The sequence below is a fragment of the Thalassovita autumnalis genome, assembly GCF_001458255.1.
Lineage (GTDB): Bacteria > Pseudomonadota > Alphaproteobacteria > Rhodobacterales > Rhodobacteraceae > Thalassobius > Thalassobius autumnalis.
On sequence record NZ_CYSB01000039.1, the window covers coordinates 175,465 to 191,039 of the forward strand.

Annotated in this window: 14 protein-coding genes; 7 read left to right on the forward strand and 7 right to left on the reverse strand. The window is 61.2% G+C overall.

All coding sequences use genetic code 11. The features are described 5' to 3' along the window. Positions 1-45: 45 nt before the first annotated feature. From TL5118_RS16605 to TL5118_RS16635, 7 genes are all read right to left on the reverse strand, one after another. A complete protein-coding gene (locus TL5118_RS16605; RefSeq protein WP_165590060.1) occupies positions 46-1,146 on the reverse strand; it encodes a BamA/TamA family outer membrane protein in 1,101 nt (366 codons plus the stop codon). A gap of 5 nt (positions 1,147-1,151) precedes the next feature. After that, a complete protein-coding gene (locus TL5118_RS16610) occupies positions 1,152-2,030 on the reverse strand; it encodes an efflux RND transporter periplasmic adaptor subunit (RefSeq protein WP_131727455.1) in 879 nt (292 codons plus the stop codon). 2 nt (positions 2,031-2,032) lie between these two features. Further along, positions 2,033-3,508, reverse strand: a complete 1,476-nt coding sequence (locus tag TL5118_RS16615) for a TolC family protein (protein ID WP_058245439.1) — start codon at positions 3,506-3,508, stop codon at positions 2,033-2,035. 399 nt (positions 3,509-3,907) lie between these two features. Next, complete coding sequence (locus tag TL5118_RS16620; protein ID WP_058245440.1) at positions 3,908-4,855, reverse strand: ABC transporter substrate-binding protein; 948 nt, start codon at positions 4,853-4,855, stop codon at positions 3,908-3,910. A gap of 73 nt (positions 4,856-4,928) precedes the next feature. Further along, positions 4,929-5,936, reverse strand: a complete 1,008-nt coding sequence (locus TL5118_RS16625; protein ID WP_058245441.1) for an ABC transporter permease — start codon at positions 5,934-5,936, stop codon at positions 4,929-4,931. Then, positions 5,936-7,459, reverse strand: a complete 1,524-nt coding sequence (locus TL5118_RS16630; RefSeq protein ID WP_058245442.1) for a sugar ABC transporter ATP-binding protein — start codon at positions 7,457-7,459, stop codon at positions 5,936-5,938. The genes TL5118_RS16625 and TL5118_RS16630 overlap by 1 nt, the downstream gene beginning before the upstream one ends. Positions 7,460-7,504: 45 nt before the next feature. Continuing rightward, the gene (locus TL5118_RS16635; RefSeq protein WP_082626443.1) at positions 7,505-9,070 is read right to left on the reverse strand and encodes a UxaA family hydrolase; all 1,566 of its coding nucleotides are present in this window, start codon (positions 9,068-9,070) and stop codon (positions 7,505-7,507) included. Positions 9,071-9,155: 85 nt separating this feature from the next. Between TL5118_RS16635 and TL5118_RS16640 the strand changes: the two genes are divergently transcribed. Genes TL5118_RS16640 through TL5118_RS16670 form a run of 7 tightly spaced genes read left to right on the forward strand, consistent with a single transcriptional unit; the run spans position 9,156 to position 15,557 of the window. Continuing rightward, positions 9,156-9,869: a GntR family transcriptional regulator gene (locus tag TL5118_RS16640; RefSeq protein ID WP_058260810.1), complete on the forward strand. Its 714-nt coding sequence runs from the start codon at positions 9,156-9,158 to the stop codon at positions 9,867-9,869. Between the two features lie 17 nt (positions 9,870-9,886). Then, positions 9,887-10,939 carry an aldo/keto reductase gene (locus TL5118_RS16645; protein WP_058242123.1) on the forward strand — a complete coding sequence of 351 codons (1,053 nt, stop codon included), beginning with the start codon at positions 9,887-9,889 and terminating at the stop codon, positions 10,937-10,939. Further along, the gene (locus tag TL5118_RS16650; RefSeq protein WP_058242122.1) at positions 10,929-11,357 is read left to right on the forward strand and encodes an RbsD/FucU family protein; all 429 of its coding nucleotides are present in this window, start codon (positions 10,929-10,931) and stop codon (positions 11,355-11,357) included. Before TL5118_RS16645 ends, TL5118_RS16650 begins: the two co-directional genes overlap by 11 nt. Further along, the gene (locus tag TL5118_RS16655; RefSeq protein WP_058242121.1) at positions 11,354-12,184 is read left to right on the forward strand and encodes an amidohydrolase family protein; all 831 of its coding nucleotides are present in this window, start codon (positions 11,354-11,356) and stop codon (positions 12,182-12,184) included. The genes TL5118_RS16650 and TL5118_RS16655 overlap by 4 nt, the downstream gene beginning before the upstream one ends. Before the next feature lie 4 nt (positions 12,185-12,188). Then, complete coding sequence (locus TL5118_RS16660; protein WP_058242120.1) at positions 12,189-13,301, forward strand: fumarylacetoacetate hydrolase family protein; 1,113 nt, start codon at positions 12,189-12,191, stop codon at positions 13,299-13,301. 11 nt (positions 13,302-13,312) lie between these two features. Further along, positions 13,313-14,815, forward strand: coding sequence for an aldehyde dehydrogenase (NADP(+)) (locus TL5118_RS16665; RefSeq protein WP_058242119.1), 1,503 nt, complete (start codon positions 13,313-13,315; stop codon positions 14,813-14,815). 1 nt (position 14,816) lies between these two features. Then, a complete protein-coding gene (locus TL5118_RS16670) occupies positions 14,817-15,557 on the forward strand; it encodes an SDR family oxidoreductase (protein ID WP_058242118.1) in 741 nt (246 codons plus the stop codon). The last annotated feature ends 18 nt before the right edge of the window (positions 15,558-15,575 follow it).

Below are 15,575 nucleotides of genomic sequence, written 5' to 3' on the forward strand. Positions count from 1 at the left end.
GCTTCCGTGCCTAAAAACAGGCGTCACCCACTCACTCGGGACCAGTTAAAAACGTGCGTTCAAAGACAGCGACAGGCGCTGTTCTTCATCAATGTCTTGGCTGTTGATCGGGGCCGCCCAGGACAGGGACAAATCGCCGTAACGGCTTTGCCAATGTCCTGAGACACCAACGCTGCTGCGCCAATGGCGGCTGTCATCGACACCTGAAATGCCGGGCAGATCCCATGTGCTGCCGAAATCGTAAAACACACCCAGCGCCACGTCGTCTCGCCAGCCGGGGGTCAGAACCTCGGCGCTGCCGGTCAGGTATTTGGTGCCGCCCAGCGCGTCGCCGGTGCTGGTGTCGCGCGGCCCAGCACTGCCCGAGGCAAAGCCGCGTGGCGCTTTGCCGCCAAGGAAGGCGCGGTCGAGGATATGCACATAGCCGTCATCCCCCGTGCCACGCACCGCCCCGCCGCTGGCGCTGAGCCGCCAGACCGTTCGACCGGCCAGCGCCTGCGTGGTTTCGAAACTGGCATAGAGGTGCCGGCTATCCCGCCGCCCCTGCTGCGCCACCGAAAGCTTGCCGCCCAAGGCCGCCGAGGTGCCCGGCTGCAAGAGTTCGCGCCCACGCGCACTGTCCCAATGTAGCCCCAGGGTCAGACCGGCCACTTCGCTTTCACCGCTATCCGCCGCGATGATCGGGGAAATGCCGCTGTCGAGGTCATCCAGCTCATCGCGCTGCCAGAACAGGCTGCCCTGCCAGGACAGGGTCTGCCCCAATGCCGCGCCAAACTGCAGCTCAAGCCCGATATGGCTTTCGCTATAGGGGCGGATATCCCAATCCGACAGCGCGCCGTTCACCTCAATGGCGGCCCAGCTGTCCGCGCCCAGCGCGCTTTGCCCCAGATCCCAGGTCTTGGTGATGCTGGCCCGGCTGCCCTGACCTTCGTCACCCAGACGATGTTCCAGCTCCACATCCACGCCGCTGCCGGCGATATCTTCGCCCGAAAGGCTGATATCAGCGGTGGAACCGTAAAGCGTGGAATGGCTGACCCCAACGGTCAGCTGCCCGTTGCCCGCCTGCTGCGCCATGGCCTGCGGGGCCATCAATGTGGTGGCCGCCATTAGCAGGCTCAAAGGCAAGGTTTGGTTTGTCTTTTGCAACTTCATCACTCCTGCACCCGTGCCGCAGCCAGATCGATCTGGCATTTGCTGCCGGGCAACACGCTGTCGGCTGACAGCAAAAAGAAAACGCTGATGGTGTTTGAGGCCAGGTCAGCAACCGGCGAAATGTAATCAAGGCTGAGGCTGTGCTGCGCCACAGGCGTGCCGATCGCCGCGTCAAAACGATCCTGCGCGGCAAAGCTGCTGATCAGGGCCGAGGGCACAAAGGCCTCAACCCGCAGCGGCTGGTTCACATAAAGGGTCGCCACAGGCTCCTGCCCTGCGGCCTCGCCCGGATCGATCAGGTTTTCGCCAACCACACCCGCGACCGGGCTGCGCAGCTGCATCGAGTCCAGGATCGTCTTGGTCCGCTCAACCTCCAGCGCGGCCAGCGCCAGTGCCTGTTCAACCTGTGTGATCTCCGCCTCAGCCAGGGCCAGATCCAGCACCGCCGCGTCGTGCTGCGATACCGAAACCGCACGCTGCGCGCTGGCCTTGGCCAACCGCGCCTCTTTGATCGCCAGCCCATCGCGGCGCACCTTGGCGGCGTTCAGCTCAGTCAGATCCGCCGCCCGTGCCTTGGCCACGTTCAACTCGGCCTTCAGGATGGTGGTGTCCAACTCAACCAGCAGATCGCCGACCTTCACCTGATCACCGGGGCGTACATGCACCTTGGCAACCGTGCCCTGTGAGGGCGCGGCCAGTTCGACAACGCGCAGCGGTTTGACGGTGCAGTTGATCTGCCGCAATGCAGGCGCCGCTGCACCTGCGCGCGCGGCAAACTCTTCTTTCGACAGCACAGGCTGATCGGCCAACACATGAGCCGGACCAGCCGCGATCATTGCGGTCAGCGATAAGGCCAGCAGCCCCCAGTGCGCCCGCACGCTCACAGCTCAGCCTTGCTGAGATCTGCCCCCGCCAAATACTGCAGACGCGCCCAGGCCCGGATGTATTCCACCTGATAATAAGCCACCCGTTCCCGCGTCACCGCATAGCGCAACTCCCGCGCGGCAACGGCGATCTCAGCCGACTGGCCATTGTCAAACCGCAGCTTTTCGGTCCGGAAGGCCCGCGCCGCAGCGCTGGAGGCACGGGTCGATTGCGACAGCGCCTTGCGCAGCTCACCCATACGCTGATGGGTGGCGCGAATGTTGGTTTCCAACTCACGCTGACGGGCATGGTAATCCAGCGTCGCCGCACGCGCCTGCACAGTGGCCGGCAGCATCGCATAGCCTTCACCTGCCGCGTTAAACAGCGGAATGGTCAGGCTGATGCCCATGGTGGTGTCCTCGGTCAGAGAGCCACCGCCAAACCGGCTGTCTGCGCGATCTTCCTGCTTCATGAAGGCATAGGCCATCAACACGGGCGAGAAATCATCGGCAATCGCAGTGCGCCGTTCCAACTCAGCGCCAACCGCCGTCAGCGCTGCCGCCATCATCAACGGGTTTTCTTTCAGACCCAGCGCCACGGCGTCATCCGCGCTCATCTTCCGCTCCGCCCCGACAAGGCCACGCGGCATGGTGATGCGCGGCACCTCATCGATCCGCTGGCCAGTGAGACGCGCCAGCGTGCCCAGCGCTTCGGCATATTCGGCGGCGGCCATAGCCTCTTCGGCGGCCAATGTTGAGCGTTCTGAACTGAGGGAGGCTGATTTCACCAAATCGCCCAGACCGGTTTCATCCAGCACATCCTGACTGTCGATCTGACGCGACATCAACGCCATACGACGGCGCAGCAGTTGCGAGCGGGTGCGGGCCTGCGAGGCGACCAGATACGTATCCAGCACCTCATAAGACACATCACGCACGGTGCGGATATATTCCACCTCAGACAGTGACCGCGCATTGCCCGCGTGCTGAATGCCAAAGATCCGCGCCAGATCAAAGATCGGCTGCTCCAGACGCAGCTGCATCGATTGAACCGGATATTCCGCCTCACCCAGCTGGAACACTTCGTTGTCACTATCGATCACGCTTTGCTGGATATTGCTGTAATCCAGCACAAAGCGGACCTGCGGCAGGTAGCCGAAGATGGCGTTCATCCGCTGCGCGTCGGCCAGATTGATATTCTGTGCTGCCGCCCCAATCCGGGGGTTTCTTTCCAGTGCGGCCGCCACAAGGGTCGCCAGATCCGCGCCCTCTTCCTGACCGAGGTCGGCAAACTGCCCCTCAAGGTCCCCGTTTTTCTGGCCCCGGGCCAGTGTCTTGGCCAGACGTTTATCCAGTTTTTCACCGGCCTTTTGATCCAGGCCCGCATCACGCAAAGCCGCCAGCCGCTCTGGCGTGGCCTTGCTGGTTGAGTTTGCACAGCCCGATAGCGTCAGCGCAGCCACAACGGCGCCCAGCAAAAACTGTTGCTTCATGAATTCTGCCCCCTGGCCTGCCTCTGGCCCTAATTTCCCTCAGGTAAACCGCGCGAGTAGGCGCAATGTCGACCACTTGAATTTGTATTCGCCTGTACTTTAGTGCAGGTTTTTATTTGTTTTAGGGGAGGGATTTGGCGCAATCAACCTAAATAGGTTGCCTTGCAGCAATTACTTTTAGGCCTCTGTGACCTGATGAACACAACCACATGGCACAGCGACTTGTGCAATCCTATGCACAGTGCTCCGAGAACACTCTAGCGCAAACTGCGCGCCAACTTCAGGCCGTAGAAACCACAGAATCACAGGTTTTTGGAAGTGCCCCGGCGCGACGCGCCATAAAGGTCCCCCAAAAGAAATGACCCGCCAGTGGCGGGCCATTCAGGGAGGTTTCAGGTCTTAGTCGTAAAGAACCGCAGCAACCTTCGGATCATCGATGTTGCTGGCATCATAGTAGTAGAAGCCCGTGTCGATCAGCGCCGGGACAGTTTCACCTTTCTGCGCCATCACCGCTGCTTTCACGGTTTCATAGCCGATGCCCACCGGGTTCTGGGTGATCGCGCCCGCCATCAGACCGCTGCGGATCGCATCTTTCTGCGCTTTACCGCTGTCATAGCCGATGATGACCAGATCTTTGGTGCCCAGTTCCTGCACACCGTTCACCACGCCGATGGCCGAGCCTTCGTTGGTGCCGAAGATACCGTCCAGATCCGGGTTGGCGGTCAGGATGGCTTTGGTCACTTCGGTGGATTTCAGGTGGTCGCCCTGACCGTACTGTACGGTCACAACCTCAATGTCGGGGTAGTTCGCTTCGATCTGGTTCACAAAACCATCGCGACGGTCGATGCCGGTGCGGCTGGTCTGGTCGTGCGCCACAACGGCAACCTTACCTTTGCCGCCGATCAGCTCGGCCATCTTATCAGCCGCCATGCCGGCCGCCAGCGCGTTGTCGGTGGTGGCAGTGGCCAGCGGGATGTCACTGTCAACGCCGCTGTCGAAAGCGATCACAGGGATACCGGCCTCATTGGCCTGACGCAGCAGCGGAATAGCGGCCTGACTGTCCAGCGCGGCAAAACCGATTGCGGCTGGCTTGTTGGCCAGCGCGGCGGCCAGCATGTCAATCTGACGGTCGACCATGGTTTCATTGTCCGGGCCTTCGAAGGTGATGCGCACACCGTACTCTTCGGCGGCCTGCTCAGCACCGGATTTCACCGCCTGCCAGAACTGGTGCTGGAAGCCTTTGGAGACCAGCGGGATGTACAGCTCATCTGCGGCCGATGCCATTGAGGCAGGGGCGGTCAGGGCTGCGGCGCTCAGGGCACCCAGGATAAAACGACGTGTAAGCATTTGTAACTCCTCCAATTAATGTCACGTTGTCGTTGGTTGGTTGGGGCGGGTCAGGGATCCCACCCCACGGGCCTCAGCCCGATTTCTTGCGCCGCACCATGTCAGCATAAACCGCCAGAATGATGATCGCGCCGGTCACCACGGTCTGCCATTCCTGCGCCACTGACAGGACGCGCAGACCATTGGTCAGAACCGCCATGATCAGGGCGCCGATGATGGTGCCAAGGATGGTGCCGCGGCCGCCCGACAATGAGGTGCCGCCGATCACAACCGCTGCAATCGCTTCCAGCTCATAGCCCAGACCAAGGGCCGGCTGTGCCGAGTTCAGGCGCGAGGCGATCAGGATACCGCCGATACCGCAGATACCGCCGGCCAGCGCGTAAATGCGCATTTTCCAGGCGTCAGTGTTCACACCGGACAGGCGCACAGCCTCTTCGTTGGAGCCAAGGGCAAAGGTGTAGCGGCCCAGCACTGTACGGCTGAGGATGTAGGAGGCCGCAATGGCCACCAGGAACAGGATCAACACCCCGTTCGGGATCGGCAGCGCCGGAATGACTTCCCCGATCAGCGACCCGCGCGAGATTTGGTCAAACCCCGGCGTGTCGTTGAAATAGATCGGCCGGGTGCCCGAGATGACCAGCGACAGGCCTTTCAGGATCAGCATCATGCCAAGGGTGGCGATGAACGGCGGGATCTTCATCTTAGCCACAAAGGTGCCCGAGGCCAGGCCGCAAAGCGCGCCTGCGCCAATTGCAGCGGCAACACCCAGCAGCAGCGGCATGCCCATGTAGGTCAGCACGACACCGGCGATCACCGCGCAGAAGGTCATCAGCGTGCCCACCGACAGATCGATGCCCCCGGTGATGATCACCAGTGTCGCCGCCACCGCCAACACCCCGTTGACCGAGGTCGCCTGCAGAATCGCGATCATGTTTGAGGTCTGCATGAAGTTCGGCGAAGCGATCGAGAAACCGATCAGCAAGGCGATCAAACTGGCGAAGGCCAATAGCTTCTGATAGGCGCCACTGTCGCCCAGATTGGCCAGTGGGGATTTTTCTTTCACGTCAGATACGGTGCTCATTAGACTGTCTCCGCTACACGCATGGCGGCATCCCGTTGGGTCGCCAGCTGCATGATGTCTTCTTGGGTTGTTTCTTTGCCGCCGGGCAGGATGCCGGTCAGACGGCCCTCACACATCACCGCGATCCGGTGACTGAGGCGCATGATTTCGGGCAGTTCAGATGAGATGACGATGATCGTCTTGCCCTCTGACGCCAGCTCTTCCAACAGTTTGTAGATTTCCGATTTCGCCCCGATGTCGATGCCCCGGGTCGGCTCATCAAAGATCAGGATGTCACAGTCGCGCAGCAGCCATTTGGCGATCACAACCTTCTGCTGATTGCCACCTGAGAGCAGCCGAACTTCCTGACTGTCCGACGGGGTGCGGATACCAAGCTGATGGATGAAGAATTTGGCGGTGTCCGCCATCTTATCCTCATTCAGCACCCCCTGACGCGAGGCAAACAGATCCAGCGAGGACAGCGCGATGTTGTCCCGCACATTCATGCCCGTCGCCAGACCGAAGTGTTTGCGATCCTCCGACAGGTAGCCGATCCCGGCCTTCACCGCGTCGCTGGGCGATTGAATATCAACCTTCGCGCCATGCACCTCAATGACACCGGCGTCGCGACGGTCCGCCCCGAAGATGGCGCGTGCCACCTCCGTCCGGCCCGCGCCCATCAGGCCTGCAAAACCCAGGATCTCGCCACGCTGCACCGCGAAGCTGACATCTTTGATCTCTTTACCGCGGCTTAGGCCCTGAACCTTCAGCGATACCTCAGCGCCGCCCAGATCAGGCACCTCCAGCGGCTTCTCATTGACCTCACGGCCCACCATCATCGCGATGATTTGACTGATCGGCGTCTCCGCAGCACCAACCGTGCCCACATATTCGCCGTCCCGCATCACGGTGACCCGATCCGCGATCTGTTTCAGCTCATCCATCTTGTGGCTGATGTAAACAATCCCCACACCTTCGGATTTCAGGCGTCGAATGATGGCAAACAGCTCAGCAATCTCGGCGTCGTTCAGCGCCGCTGTCGGCTCATCCATGATCAGTACCCTGGAGCGAAACGACAGCGCCTTGGCGATCTCCACCATCTGCTGCTTGGCGATTGTCAGCGACCCAACCAGCACCTTGGGATCAAGGTTCAGGTTCATCGAGGCAAAGATTTCTGCCGTCTTGGCGTTCAGCGCCACCTCATCCAGCCGGCCAAAGCTTTTGCGCGGCTCGCGGCCGATGAAAATATTCTGCGCGGCGGTCAGGTCGTTCATCAGGCTCAACTCCTGATGAATGATGCCGATGCCCAGATCCTGTGCTTCCCCCGGTGTTGTCGGATTGACGCTTTGCCCTGCGATGATCAGATCACCACCGTCGCGCTGATAGATCCCAGAAAGGATCTTCATCAGCGTGGACTTGCCCGCGCCATTTTCCCCCATCAGAGCATGTACCTCGCCAGGGGCAATATCGAACTGCACGCTTTTGAGCGCGTGCACGCCGGGGAAATACTTTTCAATCCCCGTCATCTCGACCAGCTTAGACATGTCTCCTCCCTTCTTTCTTTGAACGTCCGTTTCGGTTCGGCGGCGCTACATCACCGCGCCAATTTGCCAGGGCACGAATTCCACGCCCCCAAATCCCAGCTCCTCACTTTTGGTTTTCTCCCCCGAGGCCACGCGGATCAGCAGTTCGAAAAGCTCCTCACCCTTCGCCTCAACGCTGATCCCGTCGGTCACAATGTCCCCGCAGTTCAGGTCCATGTCCTCAGACAGGCGGGCGTACATTTCAGAATTGGTGGACAGCTTGATGCAGGGTGTCGGCTGATAGCCCGAGACCGAGCCGCGCCCGGTGGTAAAGACAATCAGGTTCGCCCCCGAGGCCACCTGACCGGTCACCGAACAGGGGTCAAAGCCGGGGCTGTCCATGAAGACAAAGCCCTTGCGGTCAATCTTCTCCGCAAACTTGTAGACCCCGCTCAACGGCGCCATGCCGCCCTTGGCCACAGCCCCCAGCGATTTCTCAAGAATGGTGGTCAACCCGCCGCGCTTGTTGCCTGGGCTTGGGTTGTTGTCCATCTCGCCGCCGTTGCGGGCACAGTAATCTTCCCACCAGACCACACGTTCGATCAGTTTTTCACCGATCTCGGCATTTTCGGCGCGGCGGGTCAGCAGGTGTTCAGCACCGTAGATTTCAGATGTTTCCGACAGGATCGTGGTGCCACCGCGGCGCACCAGCAGATCCGAGGCATAGCCCAGCGCCGGGTTCGCCGTGATGCCGGAATAGCCATCCGAGCCACCACATTGCATCCCGACGGTGATTTCGCTGACCGGGGCCGGGGCGCGTTCGGCTTTGTTGGCCTCGGCAAGGATGCCCTGCAGCTGCTCCAGCCCACGTTCGATCGTGCGACGGGTGCCGCCTTCGTTCTGGATCGTCATGTAGCGCAGGATCCCGTCCGGGCGGATCGGCTGACCGCCCACCAGATCCTGTAACTGCATCACTTCGCAGCCCAGCCCGACCAGCAGGATGCCGCCAAAATTGGGATGCTGCGCGTAGCCCGACAGGGTGCGGAACAGGGTCTCATACCCCTCATTCACCCCCGACATGCCGCAGCCGGTGCCATGCACAATTGGCACAATCCCGTCGATGTTTGGAAACTGCTCCAGCAGGCCAGCACGCTCCGCAGCCTCTGTGATGAACCGCGCAACAGACCCCGAACAATTCACCGTGGTCACGATGCCCACGTAGTTGCGAGTGCCCACCCGGCCGTCAGCACGGTGATAGCCCATGAACGTCCGGCCATCGGTGATCGGCTCCAACGGCACGGCGGCGCTGGCGTGGGCGTAATCCTGTTTGTGATCCCCCATGCCCAGATTGTCACTGTGGACATGGGCGCCGGGCAGGATGTCACATTTGGCCTGACCGATAATCTGACCGTAGCGCACCATATTTGCGCCCGATGCGATCGGCTGCGAGGCGATTTTGTGTCCCCGTGGAACAGGGCTCTGGGTGGTGCAATCATAGCCCACCAATTCTGCATTCGCCGGCAGGTCTTGCAGGGCGATCACCACGTTGTCCTGCGGATTCAGCCGCAGGACCTTACGATCCGAATCCCCACCAAAACCCTGTAATTTATTATCTTTTTCCAATTTCAGCATTGCTTTCTCTCTTACCGACCCTTTTTGGCTAAACTGCCAACACAACACTTGTCAACTAACATGTTAGAATGATAGATGTATCAGTATGGATAATACGAACGACATTGATGCGGCCTTGCTTGCTGATATCTCGACCCTTGAGGGCTCCTTGGCCCAACGGGTGTATCAGGCAATGAAAGAGGCCATTCTGGCGCTGGACTTTCCGCCCGGCGCCAATGTGAGAAAGGCGCCGATCTGTGAGAAACTTGGTGTTTCACGCGCCCCGGTGACCGAAGCCATCGCCCGTTTGGCCAATGACGGGCTGGTTGATGTGGTGCCCCAATCCGGCACCCATGTGTCCTATTTTTCGATGGACGAAATCCGCGAGGGTGTGTTCCTGCGCGAAGCGCTGGAAGTGGCAACGGTTGCCAAGGTGGCCCGCGACATCACCGACGATCAGCTGAAAAAACTCAGCCGCAACATGCGCCTGCAGGAGCTGCTGGTCGATGACGATGATACTGCCGGCTTCTATCAGGCAGATGAAGAATTCCACCACCTGCTGATGGAGTTCACCGGCTTTCAGCGGCTGCCCGATGTGGCACAGACCGTGTCACTGCAGGTAACCCGTGCGCGCCTTCTGCTGCTGCCAACGCCCGGCCGTGTGGCCGAAACGCTGGAAGAGCACCGCGCCCTGTTCAACGCCATTCGCAACCGTGACGAACTGGCAGCACAGCGTGAAATGCACCGCCACATCGGCCAGTTGTTACCGCGTATCGCGGCTCTTCAAGCTGAAAAACCAGAGCTGTTTGAGAAGCAATAAGACCATCGAGACCTGACATGAGCACATCCAAACTGCGACTTTTGAACCAGCGCACATCGCGCCCTGTCCCCTTGACGCAGTTGGGATTTGGCGGCGCCCCATTGGGCAACCTCTACCGCAAGGTCGAAGAGCAGGATGCGCAGGCAGCGCTGCAAGCGGCCTATGACTGCGGCGCCCGCTTCTTTGATACTGCGCCGCAATACGGGCTGGGCCGATCCGAGATGCGATTTGCCACCGCCCTGCAACGGTTTGGCCGGGAAAACATCCAGCTTTCAACCAAAGTGGGCCGGTTGCTGCTGGATTGCGAACCGCATGAGGTCACCCCCGAAGCCTTTGTCAACGTGCCGCAGAAACGGATCGTTTTTGATTACAGCTATGACGGGGTGATGCGTTCCTATGAGGAAAGCAAAGCGCGCCTTGACGTGGATGCGGTGGATATCCTCTTGGTGCATGATGTCTGCGCCTTCAGTCAGGGCAGCCAGGACGCCTCGGACGCGAAGGTGCGCGAGCTGTTTGATGGCGGCGGCTACCGCGCGTTGAGTGAGCTGCGCGATGCAGGCGAAGTGGCGGCCATCGGCGCTGGCGTCAACGAATGGCAGGTCTGCGAACGCCTGCTGGGCCTTGGGGATTTTGACGGTTTCCTGCTGGCCGGGCGCTACACCCTGCTGGAGCAAGAGGCGCTCGACAGCTTCCTGCCGCTTTGTGAAAAACGCGATGTTGGGATCATTCTGGGAGGGCCCTACAACTCGGGCATTCTGGCCACCGGCGCGGTGCCGGGGGCCAAGTATAACTATGCCGACGCCCCGCCAGACATCATGGAACGGGTCCGCCGGATTGAGGCGGTCTGCGCTGCCCATGACACCCCGCTGATCGCGGCCGCGCTGCAATTTGTGCTGGGCCACCCCTGTATCAAAACCGTGGTGCCCGGTGCCGTCTCCGCCGCCGAGGTACAGGCCAACGCGGCGCTGATGGAACGCCAGATCCCTACCGCCCTGTGGCAGGATCTGCGGGCCGAAGGGTTGATCCGCCCAGACGCGCCGCTACCGTCGGAGTTGACCGATGCTGCGTAACATCGACCCGATCCTGTCCCCCGAGCTGCTGAAGACCCTGCGCGCGATGGGCCATGGCGATGAGATCGTGATCGCCGATGCGAATTTCCCGGCCAGCAGCCTTGGCCCTGCCTGCATCCGCGCGGATGGATCCAGCGCCAGTGAGATGCTGCGCGCTGTGCTGCAGGTCATGCCGCTGGACCGCTACGTGGCGGATCCCGCCCTGACCATGCAGGTCGTTGACGCCACGGAGGACGTGCCCGCAGCGGTGGCGGATTTCAACACCATCATCCAAGAAGTTGCCGACAATCCCGTGCCGACCCAAAGCCTTGAGCGGTTTGCCTTCTACGATCGCGCCGCCACGGCCTATGCGGTTGTGCAGACGGGCGAAACACGGCTTTACGGCAACATCATCCTGAAAAAGGGTGTGATCGGATGAGGCTGGACGCGCATCAACACTTCTGGGCGCTGGCCCGTGGCGACTATGGCTGGCTGACGCCCGAACTGGCGCCGATCTACCGGGATTTCCTGCCCGATGACCTGTCGCCGATCCTCAGCAAATGGAACATCGACGGCACCCTGCTGGTTCAGGCCGCGCCGACGGTTGCCGAAACCCGCTTCATGCTGGACCTTGCCCATAAAACCCCCTTTATCAAAGGGGTTGTCGGCTGGATCGACTTTGAAGCAGCAGACGCCGTCGATCAGCTCAATCAACTGGCGCAGGATCCGTATCTGCTGGGCATTCGCCCGATGATCCAGGACATCCCGGATGTGGATTGGATGCTGAACCCTCAGTTCACCCCGGTGTTCGAGGCGCTCATCCACCACGATCTGGTTTTTGACGCCCTCACCCTGCCGCAGCACCTGACCGCACTGCATCAGCTGGCGCAACGCCACCCGGAGATGCGGATTGTCATCGATCACGGCGCCAAGCCGCTGATTGCCAAAGGGCAGATCACGGAGTGGGCTGCTGATATGACCGCGCTTGCCGCGCTGGAAAACATCCGCTGCAAACTCTCCGGTCTGGTGACCGAAGCTGGCACACCCTGGGCCCTCAAAGATCTGGAACCCTACGTGCAGCACCTGTTGCAGACCTTCGGCCCCCGCCGGCTGATCTGGGGCAGTGACTGGCCGGTCTGCACCCTTGCCGCCAGCTATGACACCTGGATGGACACCAGTGAGGCCTTGCTGACCGACCTGTCCGCCGAAGATCGCGCCGCCATCTTTGGCCTCAATGCCATGACGACCTACAACATCAGGACCTGACCCCATGCAATCACTGAACCTTGACCCCAACGGCCTTTGGCTGGGTCGAATTGAGCGCCCCGGTGTTGGCCCCTGCGTCGTGACCCTGCGCGAGGGTGTAGTCACCGATATCACCAGCAAAGCCGCCCCAACCGTGCGCGACATTCTGGAAATGGACGATGCGGTCAGTTATCTGCGCAATGCCCCGGGCAAAGCGGTGGCGCCGCATGATGGGCAATTTGCTTGGCTGGCGCCCTGCGATCTGCAGGCGGTAAAGGCCTGCGGCGTCACCTTCGCGGGCTCCATGGTGGAACGGGTGATCGAAGAACAGGCCGCAGGCGATCCTGCCAAGGCAGACGCTATTCGTGGCCGCATCGGCGCCCGGATCGGTGACAGCCTGTCAAACATCACCCCCGGCTCAGTCGAGGCAGAGGCGGTCAAGCAGGCCCTGATCGAAGAAGGCCTGTGGTCGCAATATCTTGAGGTTGGCATCGGCCCCGACGCCGAGGTGTTTTCCAAGGCGCAGGTCCTGTCCTCTGTCGGAGCAGGGGCCGAGGTTGGGCTGCACCCGATCTCCACCTGGAACAACCCCGAGCCTGAGGTGGTTCTGGCCGTCACCTCAAAGGGCATCATCAAAGGCGCCACCTTGGGCAATGACGTGAACCTGCGCGATGTTGAGGGGCGTTCAGCCCTGTTGCTCAGCAAGGCCAAAGACAACAATGCCTCCTGCGCGATCGGCCCGATGATCCGCCTGTTTGATGACAGTTTCACGCTGGACGATGTGCGCAGCGCCGAACTGACACTGACCGTCACCGGCGAAGATGGTTTCGTGCTGAACGGGCATTCTTCAATGGCGCAGATCAGCCGCGATCCTGCCGATCTGGTGCGCCAGACCATTGGTCGCCACCACCAGTATCCCGACGGGTTGATGCTGTTCCTCGGCACGCTTTTCGCGCCAACCCAGGACCGTGACACCAAAGGTGGCGGCTTCACCCATAAGCTGGGGGATGTGGTGACCATCGCAAATCCAAAACTGGGCAGCCTGACCAATACGGTCCGCCTGTCCACCGAATGCCCTGAATGGACCTTTGGGGCCTCTCATCTGATGCGCAATCTGGCCGCCCGCGGCCTTCTGTGAGGAAACGCAGTATGTTGACCGGAAAACACCTGATCGCTGGCGAATGGGTCAGCGGCGAGACCACGTTTTCGTCCGAAACCGCCCATGGCCCCAGCCATGCGTTCGCCGCCGGCACCCCGCAGCATGTGGATGCCGCGGTTGAAGCCGCCGAAGACGCCTTCATCAGCTTCGGCTGGTCCAGCCGTCAGGATCGCGCAACCCTCCTGCGCCGCATCGCGGATGAGATTGACGCCCGTGGCGACCAGATCACCGAGGTGGGCACACAGGAAACCGGCCTGCCCGCTGCCCGTCTGGAGGGCGAGCGGGGCCGCACCACCGGTCAGCTGCGCCTCTTCGCCGATCATATCGAACAGGGTGATTACCTTGACCGCCGTCATGATGACGCCCTGCCCGATCGCGCGCCCCTGCCTCGCCCGGAGTTGCGTATGATCCAGCGCCCACTGGGCCCGGTTGCGGTCTTTGGCGCCTCAAACTTCCCGCTGGCCTTTTCCACCGCGGGCGGTGACACCGCCGCCGCGCTGGCCGCAGGCTGTCCCGTTGTTGTCAAAGGCCACTCCGCCCATCCCGGCACGGGTGAGATTGTGGCCCAAGCCATTGATGCGGCGATCAAGGCGCTGGGTCTGCATCCCGGCATCTTCTCTCTGGTTCAGGGGGGCAAACGTGATGTTGGCACCCGGCTGGTGCAGCACCCGCTGATCCGTGCTGTGGGCTTCACCGGCTCCCTTGGCGGGGGCCGCGCGCTGTTTGACCTCTGCGCCCAACGGGATGAACCGATCCCCTTCTTCGGTGAGCTGGGCTCGGTCAATCCGATGTTCCTGCTGCCTGCTGCCATGGCCAACCGGGCCGAAGCGCTTGGTGCAGGCTGGGCGGCATCGCTTTCGATGGGGGCGGGGCAGTTCTGCACCAACCCCGGCATCGCGGTGGTTCTGGACAATGAGCATGCTGCCACATTCCAGCAGGCAGCGCTGACCGCACTTGGCGAAGTGGACACGCAAACCATGCTGACCGCAGGGATTGCCGATGCCTACCGCGTGGGCACCGCACGCATTGAAAACAGCGGCACGGTCGAAAAACTGATGGGCCAGCCCTGCGCCGGGCGCAATGCGGCGCCCTACCTCTATGCGGTGTCTGCCGAGGATTGGCTGAACACCCCCCACCTGCAGGAAGAGGTGTTTGGTCCCCTTGGCATCATCGTACGCGCCAAGGACATCGCCCAGATGCAAGACATCGCCCGCCAGATTGAGGGCCAGTTGACCTGCACCCTGCATTTTGACGCGGATGACAAAGCCAGCGCAGCGCAGCTGCTGCCGCTATTGGAACGCAAGGCAGGACGCATCCTGGCCAATGGCTTCCCCACCGGCGTGGAGGTCTGCGACTCTATGGTGCATGGCGGTCCCTACCCCGCATCGACCAATTTTGGCGCAACCTCGGTCGGCACCCTGTCGATCCGCCGGTTCCTGCGCCCTGTGTGTTACCAGAATATTGCAGCAGATCTGCTGCCAGAGGAGGTGTGATATGGGATCACGTTTGAAAGGCAAAACCGCGCTGATCACAGCGGCAGGCCAGGGCATTGGCCGCGCAACGGTGGAGTTATTTGTGGCCGAAGGTGCACAGGTGATTGCCAGCGACATTAATGAGGGATCGCTGGCCGAACTGGCTGCAATCGACGGTGTGACCGCGCTGAAGCTGGATGTGACCGACGCCGACGCAGTTGCCAAGGCCGCAGCTGATCTACCGCCGCTGGATGTGTTGTTCAACTGCGCCGGATATGTTGCAGGCGGCACCATTTTGGAATGTGACGAAAAGGACTGGGACTTCAGCTTCGACCTCAACGTCAAGGCCATGTACCGGCTAATCCAGCTGACCCTGCCCGCGATGCTAGAGAATGGCGGCGGCTCGATCATCAACATGTCTTCGGTGGCCTCCTCGCTCAAAGGGGTGCCAAACCGGTTTGCCTATTGCGCCTCCAAGGGGGCGGTCATCGGGCTGACCAAATCGGTCGCGGCGGATTACGTGACCCGCGGCATCCGCTGCAACGCGATCTGCCCCGGCACCGTTGACAGCCCGTCGATGCATGACCGGCTACGGGCCACCGGCAACTACGAACAGGCGCTGAAGGATTTCATCGCCCGCCAACCCATGGGCCGCATCGGCACCGCCGGGGAAATCGCCGCGCTGGCGCTTTACCTCGCCTCCGATGATAGTGCCTTCACCACAGGACAGACCCACGCCATCGACGGCGGCTGGTCGGTATAAGATTTAGGGAGAAAAAGA